The 18,399-nt window shown below is 49.6% G+C and carries 14 protein-coding genes; 2 read left to right on the forward strand and 12 right to left on the reverse strand.

What is annotated here, in order from left to right:
- The first annotated feature begins 40 nt into the window (after positions 1-40).
- The gene (fni, locus tag ACFPXP_RS22440) at positions 41-1,087 is read left to right on the forward strand and encodes a type 2 isopentenyl-diphosphate Delta-isomerase (RefSeq protein ID WP_379896747.1); all 1,047 of its coding nucleotides are present in this window, start codon (positions 41-43) and stop codon (positions 1,085-1,087) included.
- Here fni and ACFPXP_RS22445 read toward each other — a convergent pair.
- The 5 genes from ACFPXP_RS22445 to ACFPXP_RS22465 all read right to left on the reverse strand — a co-directional run bounded on the left by ACFPXP_RS22445 (position 1,056) and on the right by ACFPXP_RS22465 (position 9,219).
- On the reverse strand, positions 1,056-2,801 hold the full coding sequence (locus ACFPXP_RS22445; protein ID WP_379896748.1) for a peptidoglycan D,D-transpeptidase FtsI family protein: 1,746 nt from the start codon (positions 2,799-2,801) through the stop codon (positions 1,056-1,058). The genes fni and ACFPXP_RS22445 overlap by 32 nt on opposite strands.
- 256 nt (positions 2,802-3,057) lie before the next feature.
- Entirely contained in the window at positions 3,058-5,217 is a 2,160-nt protein-coding gene (locus tag ACFPXP_RS22450) for a methyl-accepting chemotaxis protein (protein ID WP_379896749.1), read from the reverse strand.
- Positions 5,218-5,465: 248 nt separating this feature from the next.
- The gene (locus ACFPXP_RS22455; protein ID WP_379896750.1) at positions 5,466-7,031 is read right to left on the reverse strand and encodes a UDP-glucose--hexose-1-phosphate uridylyltransferase; all 1,566 of its coding nucleotides are present in this window, start codon (positions 7,029-7,031) and stop codon (positions 5,466-5,468) included.
- Between the two features lie 17 nt (positions 7,032-7,048).
- Entirely contained in the window at positions 7,049-8,047 is a 999-nt protein-coding gene (gene galE, locus ACFPXP_RS22460) for a UDP-glucose 4-epimerase GalE (protein WP_379896752.1), read from the reverse strand.
- A gap of 2 nt (positions 8,048-8,049) precedes the next feature.
- Positions 8,050-9,219, reverse strand: coding sequence for a galactokinase (locus ACFPXP_RS22465; protein ID WP_379896753.1), 1,170 nt, complete (start codon positions 9,217-9,219; stop codon positions 8,050-8,052).
- A 332-nt stretch (positions 9,220-9,551) separates the two neighbouring features.
- Between ACFPXP_RS22465 and ACFPXP_RS22470 the strand changes: the two genes are divergently transcribed.
- Positions 9,552-10,400 carry an AraC family transcriptional regulator gene (locus ACFPXP_RS22470; protein WP_379896754.1) on the forward strand — a complete coding sequence of 283 codons (849 nt, stop codon included), beginning with the start codon at positions 9,552-9,554 and terminating at the stop codon, positions 10,398-10,400.
- 86 nt (positions 10,401-10,486) lie between these two features.
- Here the strand turns inward: ACFPXP_RS22470 and ACFPXP_RS22475 are convergent, their stop codons facing one another.
- From ACFPXP_RS22475 to ACFPXP_RS22505, 7 genes are all read right to left on the reverse strand, one after another.
- A complete protein-coding gene (locus ACFPXP_RS22475) occupies positions 10,487-11,287 on the reverse strand; it encodes an alpha/beta hydrolase (RefSeq protein ID WP_379896755.1) in 801 nt (266 codons plus the stop codon).
- Positions 11,288-11,476: 189 nt separating this feature from the next.
- A complete protein-coding gene (locus ACFPXP_RS22480) occupies positions 11,477-12,127 on the reverse strand; it encodes a glycoside hydrolase domain-containing protein (RefSeq protein WP_379896822.1) in 651 nt (216 codons plus the stop codon).
- A gap of 50 nt (positions 12,128-12,177) precedes the next feature.
- Positions 12,178-13,716: a glycoside hydrolase family 43 protein gene (locus ACFPXP_RS22485; protein WP_379896756.1), complete on the reverse strand. Its 1,539-nt coding sequence runs from the start codon at positions 13,714-13,716 to the stop codon at positions 12,178-12,180.
- A 23-nt stretch (positions 13,717-13,739) separates the two neighbouring features.
- The gene (locus ACFPXP_RS22490; RefSeq protein ID WP_379896758.1) at positions 13,740-14,741 is read right to left on the reverse strand and encodes an endo-1,4-beta-xylanase; all 1,002 of its coding nucleotides are present in this window, start codon (positions 14,739-14,741) and stop codon (positions 13,740-13,742) included.
- Between the two features lie 240 nt (positions 14,742-14,981).
- Positions 14,982-15,959, reverse strand: coding sequence for a glycoside hydrolase family 43 protein (locus ACFPXP_RS22495; RefSeq protein ID WP_379896759.1), 978 nt, complete (start codon positions 15,957-15,959; stop codon positions 14,982-14,984).
- A gap of 57 nt (positions 15,960-16,016) precedes the next feature.
- Positions 16,017-17,336 carry an endo-1,4-beta-xylanase gene (locus ACFPXP_RS22500; protein WP_379896761.1) on the reverse strand — a complete coding sequence of 440 codons (1,320 nt, stop codon included), beginning with the start codon at positions 17,334-17,336 and terminating at the stop codon, positions 16,017-16,019.
- 113 nt (positions 17,337-17,449) lie between these two features.
- Positions 17,450-18,397: a carbohydrate ABC transporter permease gene (locus ACFPXP_RS22505; RefSeq protein ID WP_379896824.1), complete on the reverse strand. Its 948-nt coding sequence runs from the start codon at positions 18,395-18,397 to the stop codon at positions 17,450-17,452.
- Positions 18,398-18,399 lie beyond the last annotated feature (2 nt).

Consider the following 18,399-nt stretch of genomic DNA (forward strand, 5'->3'; position numbering starts at 1 on the left):
ATGATGTCAATGAAATATTTACGAAAGGCGGTGCGCCTCAATGGAATCGATATCACAAAGAAAAAAAGATCATATTCAGATTTGCTTGACGCAAAATGTTCAATCCGCTGGAAATACCACCGGCTTAGAAGCATATCGATTCATTCCAGAAGCGCTGCCCGAGATTGATTTTGAAAGCATTCATACGGAGACCCGCTTTCTGCATAAACCGCTGAAGGTTCCGTTTATCGTCAGCTCCATGACCGGCGGGACGACCGAAGCGCTGCAAATTAACCGGACCCTAGCCTCTGCCGCGGAAGCAAGAGGTTGGGGGTTCGGTATCGGTTCAGTCCGTGCGGCATTGGAAAATCCAGAGGTGCGCTCCAGCTTTATCGTCCGCGATGTAGCACCGACGGTCCCGATCTTTACGAATTTAGGTGCGGTTCAGCTCAATTATGGATACGGGGTTGAGCAGTGCAGAGCAGCGTTGGAGCTTCTGCAGGCAGACGGTATTGTCCTGCATCTGAACAGTATGCAGGAGATATTTCAGCCGGAAGGCGATACCAATTTCAGCGGTCTTCTGGAAAAAATACGGGTATTGTGCACGCAGCTGGAGGCTCCGGTTGGAATAAAGGAGGTCGGTTTCGGCATTCATGGCGAATTAGCAGCCAAGCTGTATGAAGCCGGCGTCGCATTCGTCGACGTAGCAGGTGCCGGCGGCACCTCTTGGATCGAGGTAGAGAAGCATCGCGCGAAAGATCCTCAGCTGCAGCTTGCTGCCGACACATTTGCCGAATGGGGACTGCCGACAGCGGACTGTATTGTACAAGCGAGAGCATGCAGCCCGAACGGCTTTTTAATTGCCAGCGGAGGTATTCACAATGGTCTCCATGCTGCCAAGACGCTGGCGCTCGGTGCTGACTTATGCGGATTTGGACGACGTCTGCTTGAACCTGCCATCGAAGGGGAAGCCGCGCTGGACAAGCTGATGGCCCGGCTTGAATTCGAGCTGAAGGCTGCGATGTTCGGCATCGGCTGCAAGAGCTTGGCGGAGCTGAAGGGGACCTCCAAGCTGGTTAGAACGGCCCCTCCGCCAGCACGCGCATAATTCGTCCGAACAATTCAGTCCCCTGATGGCCTTGCGCGCCGCGGTCATCCTTTACCATCACCGCCATCGCATATCGTGGTGATGGTACCGGTCCGTAACCGATGAACCATTCATTATCTCCGTTCTCCCCATGTTCACCGAGCTGTGCTGTTCCTGACTTCCCTGCCAGCTTCCACGGATGCTGCTTCAGCGTTATCCCCGTCCCATGCTGAACAACTTGCTCCATCATTCCAAGAATCGTGTTCGCCGTATAGCTCGAAATCCCCTCTCTCTCCTTCACTAATCGTTCCGTCGGTTCTTTCTTCAGCAGACTGCCATTATGGAACCTAATTTCCTTCACTAGCTTGGGCCTGACGACTTCTCCCCGATGAAGCAGACTTACGACCATATTCGCCGCCTGAAGAGGCGTGATGCGCACATCCCTCTGGCCAATCGCGGTTTGAACAAGAATTCCCGGATCAGCCGCGTCTTCCATCGACCCGAATACGCGGCCTGACTGTTCCTCCGGAAGCACATCATATCCTTCTAAGACACCCAGCTTTCGCGCGGTCTCGATAATATCGTTCGGTGCTAGTCGCACGGCCACCTGAGCGAAAGTAATGTTGCACGATTGTGCAAAAGCTTCGGAGAAAGTGAGCGGACCATGCCCGCGCTCCTTCCAGCATTGAAATCCATAACGCCCAAGAGTACCTTGACAGTTAAAGACTTCATTCGGTCGTACGACCTTTTTTTCTAACGCCGCCGCCGCGATAACGATCTTGTAGATCGATCCGGGGACGGCCGCTTCAATCGAGTGATTGGCCCAATTGCCGCTCCTCATATTTGGAGCATTCGGATTGAATGCGGGCCTGCTGATCATCGCCACCACTTCTCGTTGATCTGCATCCATCAATACAACGGCTGCCTCACGAAGTCCCCTAGACTGCATGTATTGATCCACCTCCTGCTCCAGTCTTTGCTGGATCGTACGATCAATCGTCAGCATCACCTTTAGCGGGTAGTGAATATTATGCGAGGAGGTTAGACCCGTTCCGAGACCAGCCAGCACATGCTGATTGGCATCCGTATGCAGGGACAAAACCGTCGGCTCCTGTCCCAATAGAAGGCGATCCAGCTTCAGTTCCAGCCCAGCTGCTCCAATGCGGCTCGTTGGATCTAGAATGCCTCTTTCCAATTCCGCCCGGTACTGCTGCTGAATACGCTGTGGATTTTCAGAAAGAAATCCAATCAGATGCGAAGCTTGAAACGGCTCGCTATATCGTACCGTATAGGGAACAACCATGATGCCTGCTATGCCAAGCGTGCGGATACGCTCGATTTGCTGTACCGTCAAATCCATTTCTTGGCCATTTCGATCCTTCCATATACTTGGCACTTTGAGCCCAGCAACGAAACGATTCCATTCTTCTACCTTGACGTTCAATATATCGGCGATCCTCTCTGCCTGAGAAAACTGCAGCGGAAGTGCAGCCGGAAACACACACAGCGCATGAATATGCTTCCCTGTTAAAGGCTCTCCGCTGCGATCATAGAATTGGCCTCTTGAGTTGTCCAAAATCACTCTTTGCTGCCGCTGCAGAACCGATTGAACGGTCAATCGTTTACCTGATAAGCTGTTCACTGAAACCATTTGAACCCAAAGGAGACGTATGCTGAAAAGAAGAATACAAAGGCAAAAACCGCACAGCAGTATAAACAACCTTCTCTTTGACATTCCTCATCCCGCCTTTTTCGTCCGATAGTCTGATCCGTATTAGTGTGGGCTGGTACGGATTTCCTATTCGCCTGTTTCATAATGATTAGGTAAATATAATCCATAGAAAAAATGCCTGACGTGTTTTTTTGCCTTCGAGCATGTGTTCATACGAGTATAGGAGCCATAGAGCCATCAACGGATGTCTCCACAAATTTTACGGCCTTATCATAAAAAAAGAGCGGCTTTAAGCCGCTCCTCAAGTACAAGTATATTATTATTCTGTTCTAAATTGGTTGAGTGACTGCTGCAGTTCCTTGGACAGCTTCTCCAAGCGGTCGGCAAGGTCGACCAATCCCTCACTGGCATGCTGCTGTTGTCCAGCAAGCGAAGCCACTTCCTCCGAGGTTGCAGACGATTCTTCGGATACGGCGCTTACGCTGGACATCGCTTCAGACAATACGGCCTGTGAACGGCTGAGCGATTCAATATTTTGCGTTGTGTCATCCAACCGCTGTACGAACTGCTGCATCTGTTCCTGTACGTTATCGAAGATCGACGACGCTTCCTTCACAGCAGTCATTTGCTCTTTATATAAAGGATAGGCATCCGCCAATGTTTCCACAGTCTCCTGCATTTCCTGCTGGATTTTCTCGGTTATCTCGCCTACCATATCGATGTTTTGACGCGATTGATCCGCCATTTTACGGATCTCATCAGCAACGACCATAAATCCTTTACCCGCTGCTCCTGCTCTCGCAGCTTCAATGGTCGCGTTCAAAGAAAGGATATTGATCTGCTTCGTCATGTTCTGCAGCAAATCCAGCACCTTTCGAATCGATGCAGTGCTCTCCTGAAGCTGCTCTACCTTGCTTACCATCGAGCGGGTCATTTCCTCGGTTTGATTCGTCTTTTCAATCAACTGTCCCATTTGGACAATTCCCTGTTCACTAGCCTTTTGCACATCTTGGGCAGCGACGCCCATCTCTTCGTTGGAATCAACGACCTTGTTCATCTGTTCGGTGATTCCAGCCGTAATTTCATTCCCTTTCTCCGCTTCAACAGCCAGCGTAGAGGCACCCTCTGCAATTTGCTCCGTAGCTAAAGATATTTCTTTGGAGGAAATGGCCGTATTCTTGGACACTTCCGACAGATGCTCCGCTGTCTGAAGTACTTCTGTCGCGGATGCATTCGTTTGCTTCACCAAGAGTGTGATTTGTTCCATCATTTGGTTGAAGCCGCGTGACAGCTCACCGATCTCATCCTTCCGTTTCGTGTTCACACGAACCGTCAGATTACCTTTAGCTCCTTCATTCATCAGATTCCGCAATTCAATAAGCGGCTGGGCAATGAAACGAACCATCACGAACGAAATAACGATGGCGATAACGGCTGAGAAGATGATCATTCCGATCGTTACATTCGCGATCCCCGATGTGCTTTTCGTTAATTCGCTGATTTTCACTGTCGCTGCAACGACCCAGTTGTTTATCGGAGATTGATCATACAACAGCAAAACCTCGTTGCCTGAAGCATCCTCCGAAACTACGGAATCGCTGAGCTTGCCTTCTCCGGCAATTTCCAGCGATGTTTTTTCGGCGTAGCCTTCGCCGTCTGTTGAATAAATTAAATTCAGATCATTATCCAGAACATATTTCATACCGCCTTCACCCATATCCAGCGGTTCCAAATATTCGGATATCGCATTCATCTTGATTTCAATCAATACAACACCTAAAGCGCTTCCCGTTGTATAGTTCTTTACTTGCCGGGAAATACCGAACGTCGGATTCCCATCTTGCTTCAGCAGACCCTGCGGATCTGTAGGAACCCAATAGCCTCTGCCGCCTGCTTCTACAGCCTGCACGAACCAGTCCCTCTCCGATGCGTTCTCAATCTCGCCTATACCTTCCGTATTGGCAATCATATTCCCGCTGTTGTCGAACAAGCTGATGGATTCGATGCGGTCATCTCCGAACTCGATTTTTGACAAACGCTCAGATAAATTATTTTTTGCAACGAAATAATCATAAGATGCTCCATTGCTCGCTTGCAGCGTACTGGAAATCATACTCGACAAATTGTCGTCCGTCGTAAATTGAATCGATTGAGCATCCAAATTCTCATAGATCATATCCAGCTTTTCTCTGACCTGGATTACGTTCTGATGAGAGAATACGGAAACTTCGTCGGTAATGATATTCTTAGAGCTGCTGTAAGCACTCCACCCTACGAAGGAAACAATTACAACGGTGCTGATGAAAAAGAATAGAAACAGCTTCATGCCAACCGATCTGCTAGGGTTGTAATGAATCGTGCTCTTCAATCTATTGAAAAACGAATCAACACCCCCAAAATTGTTCTTGTCCTTAAGCTTGTCACTCTTCACTCGCTTCTCTTTCTTCTCCTTCTTAAGTACCTCTTTCTTTTTACCCATTTTCCCCACCTCAAGTCTTTGCATAGTATGTAAGTAACATTGTGTCGAGTATGTATAGTTATTGATTCGCCATCTTCCTGCAAATTCCTCTTCATATAGTCATGAAAAATTTTTTTCATGTCGGATTGTGTAACAAAAAATCGGACTTCATCTACGCTCAGTAATGAAGTCCGATTTTTAAAACATTTTTATTTCCAACAATCAAGTGATGAATAGGCTGTTGGAACTATTCATGAAGCAAGGAGAAATTATTGTAAAGTCCAGCCGCATCCGGCGATAAACTGATGAAGACCTTCATTTCCCGCTTCGTCTAATTTGAACACGCCCGCGTCCTCCAGCACATTCGTAAACTTGCGTCCGATCTCCTCCTGAAGCAGCTGCTCTGCTGAAGCTCGGTCTATGCCATTCGCACGCTCCAACATCTCTTCGATCCAAGCCGCATGCTTGAACAAAGGATGGCTGCTGTCCGAAGAAATCGAATCGTCAAGACGGCTTTCCCCTGTCAGCAGGCTCGTAATCTGCTCCATTTCATCTTTTAAACGGCCCGGCAGTATGGCAAGCCCCATCACTTCGATCAAACCGATATTTTCCTTTTTGATATGATGCAGCGGACGATGCGGATGGAAAATTCCTTCCGGATGCTCCTCGCTCCGCCTGTTGTTTCGTAAAACGAGGTCCATCTCATAATTTTCGCCGTTTCTGCGTACGATCGGCGTGACCGTATTATGTGGAACCTTCTCTCCGTCCACTTCACTGAACGCGAAAATATCATGCTCCGGTGAGGAATGTGATTTCCAGCGCTCGAACAAGTCATTTGCAGCGCTCAGCACCTGCTCCTTCGCCCCGATCAGGCGAATGACAGTCATCGGCCATCTCACGACGCGAAGCTCCAATTCCGGATAGGCGTTATGCCGGTAGCTGCCCCGAACCTCCGCCTGCTCAATCGGAAACCGATGCCTTCCCGCTTGAAAATGGTCGTGGCTTAGAATCGAGCCTCCCACAATCGGCAAATCCGCGTTCGAACCGATGAAATAATGCGGGAAACGGTCCACAAAGTCAAGCAGCCGCTGGAACGTGTCTTTGGTCAATTTCATCGGTACATGATCGCCGCGCAAAATAATGCTGTGCTCGTTATAATACAGATACGGTGAGTATTGGAAGTACCAGTCCTCTCCATTCAGCTGCATAGGAAGAACGCGGTGGTTTTGTCTTGCCGGATGATCAAGTCTGCCTGCATAGCCGACATTTTCGACGCACAGCAGACATTTCGGATATCCACTCGACTTGATCTGCTTCAACCGTTCGATTTCTTTAGGGTCTTTTTCCGGCTTGGATAAATTAATCGTGATTTCTAGATCGCCATACGGTGAAGCATAATTCCAATATAAATTCTTCTGTATACGATCCATTCGAATATAGTTGGAGTAGATGCACAGATCATAAAAATCCTGTGTCGCCTGCTGAATTCCTTGTTCTTGCTCTGCAGCGAAAAATCGGCGAGAGATTTCAGATGGACGCGGCATCAGCACTCCCATAATCCGGGCATCCAACAAATCGCGTTCTGTGACCGTATTATGCTCGAGCAGACCGATTTCGGCTGCGTAGTCAAGCAGCGGCTCGAGCAGCTCCGAAACCTGAGCGTTCGCATCCACTTGCACCTCAGCATCATAAGGAGCATCCAGCCCGAACAAATCCAGCAGCAGATTGCGGCTGTATGACACGTCAAAGGCTTCGATCATGTTTTTGCTCAGCGCAAACTGAACGAGATGCTCTATCGCTTCAGAAGGATGCATGGTCTTTTGTCTATCATTCATGCTGCAACGCTCCTTCGTTATTTATTATCTTTCCCGCCGTATCCATCTGGATGATGCTGGTGCCAGCTCCATGCGCTCTCAATGATGTCTTCCAGACGGTCTCTTGACGGGTTCCACCCCAGCTCTTCTCTCGCTTTCTTGGAAGAAGCGACAAGCACCGCTGGATCTCCGGCTCTGCGCGCCTCAATCTGCACCGGAATTTCTCTGCCGGTCACCTTGCGCGCAGCCTCGATAACCTCCTTCACGGAGAAGCCTTGACCGTTCCCCAGGTTGTATATTCCGCTGGTTCCGCCTCTGCGCAAATGTGCAACCGCGAGAACGTGAGCATCCGCTAAATCGGAGACGTGAATATAATCTCGAATGCAGGTGCCGTCTGCCGTAGAATAATCATCACCGAAGACAGAGATATGCTTTCGCTTGCCTAGTGCCGTTTGCAATACGAGTGGGATCAAGTGCGTCTCAGGGTTATGATCCTCGCCAATTTTACCGCTCTCGTGTGCTCCTGCAGCATTAAAGTATCTGAGCGAAACATATTTGATGTCATGAGCGTGCTCAAACCATTTCATCATTTTTTCCATTGCCAGCTTCGTTTCCCCGTATGCATTTGTCGGCTCCGTCCGGTCCGATTCCTCGATGGGAATACGCTCAGGCTCGCCATAAGTAGCAGCGGTAGAAGAAAAGACGATCTTTTTCACACCGTGCCTATTCATCGCCTCCAGCAAGCTTAACGTTCCGTATACATTATTTTCATAGTATTTTCCTGGATTGCTCATGCTTTCCCCGACAAGAGAGTTAGCCGCAAAATGGATAACGGCGTCAATGCTGTGCTTCGTAAAAATATCATCCAGCACTCCAGTGTCGCGAATATCTCCTTCCACCAATGTGCCGCCCAACACAGCTTCACGATGACCTTGGTACAAATTATCTAAAATGACGACCTCTTCTCCCCGTTCCAAAAGCGAGGCCACAGTATGTGAGCCGATATATCCTGCCCCTCCGGTTACTAATACTCCCATGCTTAGCCCTCCTTCATTTCTTTCACGCCATCACCGATACCGCATACGTAAAAGTCAGCAGTGAGTCCCGTTTCTTCCTGGTATACTTTCCCCACTTGCTCGATAAAGCCGTTTACCGCATCCTGATGAACTAATGAAATCGTGCATCCTCCAAAACCGGCACCGGTCATACGTGACCCTAAAACTCCGTCAATGTTCCACGCCTGTTCTACCAATACATCAAGCTCACGGCAGCTCACTTCATATAAATCTCTAAGCGAAACGTGTGATTCATTCATTAAATCCCCGAATGATTTCAGCTGCCCCGCCTTAAGCGCCTCTACGGAGCGCTTCACTCGGTCGATTTCTTCGACTACGTGCTTCGCACGCTTTCTTACGTTCACATCCTCAATGAGGTGCTGATGCTGATCAAATTGCTCCTTCGACAGCTGTCCAAGAAGCGTCAAATTCGGAAGCTCAGCGTTCAATGCTTTGACAGCGGCCTCGCACTGCGATCTGCGTTCGTTGTATTTGGAATCGACGAGCCCTCTTCTTTTGTTCGTGTTGGAGACGATCAAGCGGTAATCTCCGCTCTCAAACGGCACCAAGTCGTATTCCAACGTGTCGCACATGAGCAGTATAGCGTGATCGGCCTTCCCCTGCGCCACAGCGAATTGGTCCATAATGCCGCACTGAACACCCATAAACTGATTCTCCGCTTTTTGCGACAGCAGCGCAATTTCCGTACGATCTGTTGGATGTCCTTCCAGCGTAAGCAGCGCATAAGCCGTAACCACTTCAATCGAAGCGGAGGAGGATAACCCGGAACCATTGGGGATTTCCCCGTGGTACAGGAAGTCATATCCGGTTGATACGCCGTAGCCCGCATTTTGCAGCTGTTCTACGATGCCTTTCGGATAATTCATCCAGTCGTCCTTTTCATCATAATGGATATTTTCCAAGGAAACCTCGCCTGTCAGCTCAAAGTTCGTGGATGCGAATCGAAGCGTCATATCTTCCCGCGGACGGATTACCAGCCAAGTGCCGAACGTAAGTGCCGCTGGAAAGACATAACCGCCGTTATAGTCAGTATGCTCACCGATCAGGTTTACACGTCCCGGCGCATGGAACACGCGAATTTCACTGCCGTTTTGACCGTATTTGTCTACAAATTGCTGGGTTAGCTGCTTCATTGTGTTTGCCACCTTATACACCTCATATCACATGTGAATTCATTCGATACAATCATTCATGAATGGACTGCTTATCTTTACTATAAATTTGATTGCAGGCTATGGCTATGGAACGATGTGCGTTTTATATGGATTTATGTGACCTCGGCCTTGATTTCATGTAGAAATCGACTTATGCTTTATTTACGAACTACCCTATTGATGAATTTATACGCTTAGGTTAATAAAATTGAACTCCAAAGCGTATTCCTTTGATTTTAACGGGATCAAAACAAGTGTCAAAATTAAAAGATTGTACTAAATTGTACGATTCAAAAAGGCGGGTTCTGCTAATGCACAAACAATCATATACCGTTGCGCTCAATCCATATGCCATAGAAAATAGTGATCTTGCTGTTCTATTTTCAGGCGAGAGCCAAACGAAGCCCAATCATAAAATCGGTCCGAGAGTGTACGACTACTACTTAATCCATTATGTCTTGTCGGGAAGAGGAATATTGACGTCTGAGGGGAAAACATATCGATTGAAATCAGGGGATTGCTTCATCATTCATCCGGAGCAATTAATCTCCTATGAATCCGATGCAGAAGACCCCTGGAAATATCGATGGGTCGCATTTCAAGGTAAGGCAGCCCGAGCTTTTATCGAAAAAGTGGGACTGCATCAAAGCAGTCCCGTCCTTTCCACCGAAGGCAACCCAGCCGTACCAAAGCTGTTTCAAGATATTCGTCACGCATTCCAGCAAAAAGCGCATTTGTCAGAGCTCTTGCCGGTAGGATATTTGTATTTACTTGCATCTCATTTGAAGGAAGCGCTCATTCCTTATGGTGAAGCGGAAGAAGCGGCAAGTCACCATGTCCTTGTCAAACAAATGGTCCACTACTTGTCCACTCAATTCGGCAGTCCTGTATCCATCGAGAAAATGGCCGAGGATCTGGGCTATCACCGAGCTTATCTGTCCCGTACTTTCAAGAAAATCACCGGCCTGTCCCCTTCTTCTTTTCTTCTTAAGCTGCGAATCGATAAAGGGAGACAGCTGCTTCGGGAAAGGCAGGACTTAACCGTAGAGCAAGTCGCCTATTCCGTCGGATTTACTGATCCTCTTCATTTTTCAAGACAGTTTAAGCGGATGTATAGTGTCTCGCCGACACAATACCGGGAATCATTCAACCAAGTATGATCGCTCAAGCTTCAATAGCGCATCGAGATTCGCCTGAATTCAGCGGTCTTCAACTTTTTTCAGAACGTTCCGCCTGATGCGATTGCCTAAGCGCCCCAGCCCTGCTTCGCAAGCCATACGCCGCATAGGCGCGTCCACTGCGAGACGGCTTCATCCTTCTCAGCCATTCCCATCCCATGTCCGCCATGCGGGAAAACATGCAGCTCGAACGGCACTTGGTGCTTGCTTAGAGCACTTGCCATCATCAGACTGTTCTCGACCGGCACGGCCCCATCTTCCGCCGTATGCCATAAGAATGCCGGTGAGGTACCCGCCTTTACCTGACGCTCGCATGACAGCTTTTCGATGAGAGCTTTGTCCGGTTCTGGACCAAGCTGGTTATGCATCGAACCATCATGCGTATATGGCTTAGCGAACGTGATGACTGGATAACAAAGCACCATAAGATCCGGACGGCTGCTGATCCGATCCACCGGGTCCGGCGCGTCCTGCACTCCAAAATCAAAATGAACTCCTGCCGAAGCGGCCAAATGTCCTCCAGCGGAGAAACCGAGAATGCCAATCCGATTCGGATCAATTTGCCATTCTTGGGCATGCGTACGCACGTAGCGTATCGCTCGTTGTGCGTCAATCAATGGAACAGGGTAGCTGTAAGGCTTTACCCGATAATGTAAAACAAATGCCGAGATTCCGAGCGAGTTCAGCCACTGAGCAATCGGTGCCCCTTCATGGTCCGCTCTATATTGGTAGCCCCCGCCTGGAAATACGATGACACAGGGAGTTTCCTTTTCACCTGCTTCGATCAAGTACGGCTCCAAATAAGGCTGGTCTTCAGACTCTGTACCCATCGCATGAGGTGCGCCTTCCGGCCACAATAAATACGTCATTACCATCTACCTCTCCAATCATCAAATTCAGCATGTATTATCAAAATAGATATTCTGTAGAAAGCGGCATTTTCCTGTTTTATCCATGGGATTCACAAGAAATTCATTGGTCTTCCTGTTCCGCATCATGTATGAAATTCTTCATACAAAAAATCGTCCGCCCAGCATGGGAAAGACGATCTTCACTCTTCAAAATAATTGCCCGTACAAGCGTGTATCGATCAGATTCGTATCGATCGGGCATGTTTTCGAATCCCGGCCATACTGCCAGCCCCATACATTCCCGCCGCATTTCGGACTGTACGGCGCATAGGCAGGAGCATTCTGCGGACCTGTGACGGTCCGTTCCGGCTCCGCACTCCACAGCACACTCTCTGTCTTCACGCGAGAATCCTTGCTTACCGCACGGCAGTACGCTGCACTAAACGGACCATGAATAGGATCGTGGTACATTCCGGATTTATAACCGGACGTTCGAATCGTATCGACCCACCCGCGAATCCATGCTTCATCCACCTTGAAGAAGCGCTCGATGTTCGCGAACAAGAAGGTCCCCCTGGCAATTCCCAGCCTAGCAGCATGACCGGCAGCAGCACGCGCTGCATTTTTACCGTTCTCATAGCCGACCGCTTGCCGAAAATCGTTATAGATCGGCAGGATCTTCACATTTTGTCCGTGCAGAAACGAGATTTCCTGTGTCGTCAAGCCATCCGCAGCGCCGGGAACGGTCGATAAATATCTGCCCCAATAGAGCGGCTTGCCGAAGTTTGTGATCACGCACTGCAGCAAAGACGAATTCGCCGGCGAAGCGGAATCTACTCCCCATACATATGCCATAATAACCCTCCTGTACACTCGCTATCTCAGCATATGCACAGCGGTTCCATTCGTTACTTTGCAGCATGCAATTCACTGAAAGACTCGCTCCGTTGATAACGAAAATAGTCCACATCGACCATGCCGCCGGGCTGCATAGCAGCATAATGAAAAATTCCGATCCGGCAGCCCATAAAGTGATCCAGTGTATACTTCAACTGTAACGGTCTTCCTGCCAATGTCCAATGAAGGCCATCTGCGGAATAATAAAAATAGGCTAGATCGATGTTATCCTCAAAATTGAAATCTATACGTAAATAAACCTGCTCGCGCTCATACTTCATTTGTACAGCGGTTATTTCTTCTCCGTTCTTTTGACGAGTACACAGGACGACGTATTTGTCGCCGTTGTCCTCCGCCCGAATTCCAATCGTGCCGTAAATATGCTGCAGCGCCGCCATTCCAGCATGATCTCCTGGCTTCATCTTGGAAATATCCATCGCGATTTGCCCGCTGCAAGCCGGCCCTTCCGTCCGCTGGGTCAACGTATTGCGAGCATATTCGACACTGCTCACAACGTCTCCCGCCGTTAACCGAAGGAATCCCGTCCGCTCCGTAACAGACCAAAGGCCGGGGTCTGGATTGTGATTCCACTGCCAATGCAAGCCTAGGCGGTTGTCGGTATAATCGAAATCATCACTTCGCACTAGAGGCTCTTGAGGTGAGCTCGGCAGCTCTGCTTCAAAGGCTTTCGGCACCTTGCCTTCCACCCCAAACACAGGCCAATCCTGCTCCCAAGCGACGGGCACGACACAAGGAATCCGGCCGACGGCCCCATGATCTTGGAACAGCACCGCGTACCATTCACCCGCTGGCGTATCTACGATTCCTCCCTGTGCCACACCATTGTTGAAATAGCCCATATCGTCATCGAGGATAACTTTGCGTTCATAAGGACCGAGCAGCTCCCTCGAACGATAGCAAATCTGCCGTCTGCGCCGATTTCCGGTTTTCGGCCATTCGATGAAAAATAAATAATAATAGCCGCCTAACTTGTATGCATGACATCCCTCGCAGCGAAGGCCGATCCCTTCGCTCTCCGTCTCAAGCAGCTGCTGCTGAATTCCGTCCGTCTTCAGAGCGGTCACATCCTGCGTCAGCTCGGCAATTCGAATATCTCCATTCCCGTAGATGACGAAGACACGCCCATCATCAAACAGCAGACTCGGATCGTGGTACAAGCCTTCAATGACGAATCGGTCCCAGCGACCCTTCTCGATATCATCGGTCTGATAGATGTAGAACCGCTTCATGTCCAGGCTTGAAAAGCAGACATAATATGTGCCGTTATCGTAACGCAGAGAAGCGGCCCACGACCCTTTGCCATAAATCCCTTTCCCGTCTGCCAACTGATGGGCATTATTATCCTCCAACGTATCGAATACGTAAGCGACGATCTCCCACTCCATCAAATTGACCGATTTCATAATTGGACATCCGGGCATCATATGCATGCTGGTGCTGACCATATAGAAGGTCGATCCTACCCGGATTACGCTGGGGTCTGGTACATCGGCCCATAGGACAGGGTTCGTGATCACCGTTTTGCTCATCCAATCCCTCCTCACCGAATCCGTTACTCGTCCGCGGCATTCACTACTTTCCAAAAGGATTCCTTCGGCTGCTGGTTCGTATCAAATAAAAACGGCCAGTTTTTTCGCCCTCTTACCGGAAAATCATCGAGCCACGTATAATCATCGGCCGCTCCCCAGAACGTCACCGACGTTATACATTCGCTGAATTCCTTAAACAGCTTAAAGCACTCATCATACCGCTGTGCCTGAAGCTCAAGCATTTCCTCCGTCGGCGCCTTCAGATCGGTCCGGCGGTCATCATGCTGAAATACCGAGATGTCCAGCTCGGTAATATGCAGCTTGACCCCGAGACTAGCATACCTCTCCAGCGCATCGCGAATTTCATCCTTGGTAGGATGGAACAAACTCCAATGCGCTTGCAGGCCAACCCCGTGAATCGGAACGTCCTTTTCCTTCAGGGATTGCACCAGCTTATAGATCTTCTCTCGTTTTTCAGGGTTCGATTCATTATAGTCGTTATAAAACAGCTGCGCCCCCGGATCGGCCTCATGCGCATATTCAAAGGCTTTGGCAATGAAATCCTCCCCCACAATGTCCAGCCATTTGGAGCTGCGCAGAAATTCTCCGCCTTTGTCCGATATCGCCTCGTTGACGACATCCCAAGCATAAATACTTCCTTTATACCGCGACATGACCGTGTGGATGTGGGACTTCATTCTTGCCAGCAGCATCTCCCCGTCCGCCTGTTCTCCCGAAGGCTGCTCGAACACCCAAGACGGCGTTTGATTGTGCCATACCAGCGTATGTCCTCTTACCGCCATGCCTCCAGCTTTCGCAAAGGAAACGATACGATCCGCATCATCAAATGTGTACACATGCTCCTTAGGATGCAGCCGCTCGAACTTCATTTCATTTTCCGCCGTGACACTATTGAAATGTTGTCGAAGCAGATCCTGCTGTGTTTTGATCGTTACTTTGTTCACTGCGGCGCCCACATCAAAATAGCTCCCGAATACTTCATGCAGCTTTGGTATTGGTTTCATCACATCATCAGCTCCCTTGTCTATTATCAGCCTATGCAGCAAGCACAAACATTCATAACAAGGACAGTGTAGCCCTGCGCCAGTTCATCAACAACCTGCCAAAGCTTTGTTCATCACCCTTCATTTTATAGGTCGTATCGTACCGCCCATTACATATGGCAGCAGAAGATGACAAAAAAAAGATCGTCATTCTCCTGTCACTTTCGCGAGAGATGCGATCTTTTTGTAATACCTCTTCTTTTATTTACCCGGATAAGGGTCAATCGTTTGAATCGTGCCGTCCTCATTGTAATGCAGCTCTGTAAATTTAACGCAGCGCTTGTGGTTGACACCTTCGGACAACGAGCTGTCGTGATAGAACAAGTACCACCGATCTTGGAATTGTACGATGGAATGATGCGTAGTCCAGCCGATGACCGGCGTCAGGATCGTGCCCTTGAATGTGTACGGACCCATCGGATGGCGGCTGACCGCATAGACCAGCTTATGCGTTGTTCCTGTGGAATACGACAAATAGTACCAGCCGTTATATTTGTGAACCCACGCACCTTCAAAAAAGCGCCGCTCCTCGTCGCCAGCTAAAATCGGGCGCCCATCCTCATCGACGATCGAAATATCCTGCGGCGCCCCTTGCAGCGCCAGCATATCCGCGCTGAGCTTAGCTGCGCGCGGGCCAAGTGCAGGCATATCATGAGCAGGCTCCTTGCCATCGGGATCGAAGGTGCCGCTCTGCCATTTCTCGAGCTGTCCGCCCCACAGTCCTCCGAAAAACATATAAGCTTCATCGTCGTCATCGATGAACACAGCTGGATCGATACTGAAGCTGCCCTCTATATAAGAAGGCTGCGGCTCGAATGGTCCGGCTGGCGACGAGCTTGTCGCTACCCCAATTCGAAAATTCCCTTCCAGGTCACGTGCAGGGAAAAACAAATAATATGTGTTGTTCTTGTAAGCCGCATCCGGCGCCCACAGCTGCTTCGAGGCCCATGGTATATCTCGAAGGTGCAGGACCACACCGTGATCAGTGACCGGAGAGTTTGGATCGTCCATCGATAAGACGTGATAATCCTCCATCTTGTACTGATCCCCGTTATCGTTCGACGGGCCGTCATGGTCCAAGTCATGGGACGGATAAATATACAGCTTTCCTTCAAAGACGTGCGCAGACGGGTCAGCGGTGTATATATGCGTGACGATCGGTTCGTTAGGCTTTGGCATAGATCAAACCCTCCTCTTTTCATCATAGTATTCGTTTTCAGCCTATATTTTCCTGCTTTACGGCTGTTGTAACGGATCGACAACGGCCCAAAATGCCGGTTTGGCCTGCAGCAGTTCATCGAACAGCAGCGGCGCCTCGGTTCGGGTCACAGGAAAAGAGCTCAGCCACGTATGATCATCGGCAATTCCCCACAACACGACCCCGCTGAGCAGCTCCTGATTCGATCGAAACGCTTCAAACAGCTCGCCGTACCGATCGGCCTGCTTCTGCAGTATCTCCTCCGGAATGTCTTCACCGAAATCCGAGCGGTCATTCCATGCATACAGGCTCATGTCCAGCTCCGTCACCAGATTATCCAGTCCGAGCTCATGAAACTTCCGCATCGATTCGATGATGGAATCTACGGTTGGCCAGTGGATACTGATATGCGTCTGATGGCCGACGCCATCCACCGGCACGCCTTTGTCCAGCAGCTCTGTCACCAGCTCAGCCAAACGGTCTCGCTTCACCGGATCATCCGTGCCGTAATCGTTAATATACAGCTTGATGTCGCTGCCGCCTGCTTCACGAGCAGCACGAAAAGCGGTCTCAATGTACTCGGTCCCTGTCAGCTTATACCATAAGCTTGCGCGCATGCCGTCAGGATCTGCCGGCTCAATCACTTCATTAACGACATCCCACGAGCGAATGTCGTCCTTATACCGTTCGACAATTGTCCGAACATGGGTATCCAGCCGCTCCAACAGCAGCTTCTTGTTCGCTTCGCGCTTCACTGGGTCGGTCTCATTCTCCATCGGCTTGCCTTCGGCATCCAGGAAGAACCAATCCGGCGTCTGATTGTGCCAGACCAACGTATGGAAGCGAAGCTCCATTTTGTTCTCCCGAGCAAACTGGACCATACGGTCTGCTTGTTCCCACTGAAACTCGCCCTCTCGAGGCTGCAGCGATGCCGGCTTCATCGCATTTTCCGCCACCAGCCAATTCATATGCTTCTTCAGCATGTCGGCATGCAGTCCCGTCATCTGATACGGCTCAATCGCGGCCCCGATCGGAAAGTAATCAGCATATGACTCAGCGAGTGAGGGGATGTCAGTCTGCACCGAAGCTGCCACCGGATCCTCCTTCGGCTCGGCTGTAATTGGATTGCTTAACGGTTCCTCTTCAGGATCGGCATGACCATTTGATGTATCTGCTGCGTTCTCACCTGTCTTCACCGTCATCTCCCCTTCAGCTGTATTCGTGAGATGACTGGCTTCATCAGGACCGTTCCCGTCCACCTTGTACAGTAGCAGCAGCGCAATGACCGCCGCAATCACTGCCCCGCTGATTCCAATGAGCATCCATCGCCTGCCTCTTAAACGCGTTAAACGCGGCATGAGCACCACCACCTTGATCGATTCTCCATGAACTCTGCTTTCATCCAAGCGCCCTGCAGCGTACAATCTGCGGCCGCGCGCAAGGAGCCTGCCTTCAGTTTCCCCGTGCAGCCTTATCCCACAAGCCCGCTTCGCTCAATACTTTCAACGAAGTATCGCTGAACGAACAAATATATAATGATCAGTGGCAAAATAGCGAGCAAAATGCCGGTATCCTGCACCATGCTCAAATAGAACGGATCGGCCTTTGATGATGCCCCGTCCGTCAGCTGCATCGACAGGTTATAAGGCAGAGAAGAAAGCTGCGTCGACATCACTTTGCTGGACGTTAAATACGTTGTCGTGAAAAAGCTGTCATTCCACTGCCACACAAAAGCGAAGAGCGTAACCGTAATGATGGATGGTACAGCGTTCGGCAGCATGATGCGCAGAAACGTTTTACCGACACCAGCCCCATCGATATAGGCCGCTTCTTCAATCTCCTTCGGAATCCCTCTGAAAAATTGCCGAAAAATAAAAATATAGAGTCCGGCTTTCAGCGAATTAGCGGTTAGCGATGTTAATATAAACGGCCAGTACGTGTTCAATAAATTGATCGAATCACCAGTGAAAAGCGGAATCAATCCCATTAAGGTGAAATCCTTCAAATTCATATAGATCGGGATGAGAATGGTCGTCGGTGGAACTAATATCGTAAGAATGACGCCTGCAAACAGCAGGTTGCTTCCTTTAAATTTCAGCCGCGCAAAACCATAGCCTGCCAATGCACAGGATACAGCGGTGAAGACGGTCGTCATCGCCGACAGCGAGATCGTATTTAGCAGCGTCGTCCAATAATCCATAATCGATATCGCCTGCCTGAAATTGTCCAGAGAAAAATGCTCTGGAATCCATACGACGATCGGTGAATACAGATCGGTCTTATGTTTGATAGCCGTCGATATCTTTTGGATGATCGGATATAAAATGACGAACGAAAGTCCCGCAAGCAGGATCAGCCGCACGAACGACCAAAGCCAGCGCTTCAGCCGTTCGACCGACAGCAGACGCAAGATTATCAAAG

It is taken from the genome of Marinicrinis lubricantis, from assembly GCF_042658665.1.
GTDB lineage: Bacteria > Bacillota > Bacilli > Paenibacillales > KCTC-33676 > Marinicrinis > Marinicrinis lubricantis.

Excerpts from the sequence above, each read along its gene's own strand:
- fni (WP_379896747.1), top strand. The coding sequence starts at position 41 with ATGGAATCGATATCACAAAGAAAAAAAGATCATATTCAGATTTGCTTG.
- ACFPXP_RS22445 (WP_379896748.1), bottom strand. The coding sequence starts at position 2,801 with ATGTCAAAGAGAAGGTTGTTTATACTGCTGTGCGGTTTTTGCCTTTGT.
- ACFPXP_RS22450 (WP_379896749.1), bottom strand. The coding sequence starts at position 5,217 with ATGGGTAAAAAGAAAGAGGTACTTAAGAAGGAGAAGAAAGAGAAGCGA.
- ACFPXP_RS22455 (WP_379896750.1), bottom strand. The coding sequence starts at position 7,031 with ATGAATGATAGACAAAAGACCATGCATCCTTCTGAAGCGATAGAGCAT.
- galE (WP_379896752.1), bottom strand. The coding sequence starts at position 8,047 with ATGGGAGTATTAGTAACCGGAGGGGCAGGATATATCGGCTCACATACT.
- ACFPXP_RS22465 (WP_379896753.1), bottom strand. The coding sequence starts at position 9,219 with ATGAAGCAGCTAACCCAGCAATTTGTAGACAAATACGGTCAAAACGGC.
- ACFPXP_RS22470 (WP_379896754.1), top strand. The coding sequence starts at position 9,552 with ATGCACAAACAATCATATACCGTTGCGCTCAATCCATATGCCATAGAA.
- ACFPXP_RS22475 (WP_379896755.1), bottom strand. The coding sequence starts at position 11,287 with ATGACGTATTTATTGTGGCCGGAAGGCGCACCTCATGCGATGGGTACA.
- ACFPXP_RS22485 (WP_379896756.1), bottom strand. The coding sequence starts at position 13,716 with ATGAGCAAAACGGTGATCACGAACCCTGTCCTATGGGCCGATGTACCA.
- ACFPXP_RS22490 (WP_379896758.1), bottom strand. The coding sequence starts at position 14,741 with ATGAAACCAATACCAAAGCTGCATGAAGTATTCGGGAGCTATTTTGAT.
- ACFPXP_RS22495 (WP_379896759.1), bottom strand. The coding sequence starts at position 15,959 with ATGCCAAAGCCTAACGAACCGATCGTCACGCATATATACACCGCTGAC.
- ACFPXP_RS22500 (WP_379896761.1), bottom strand. The coding sequence starts at position 17,336 with ATGCCGCGTTTAACGCGTTTAAGAGGCAGGCGATGGATGCTCATTGGA.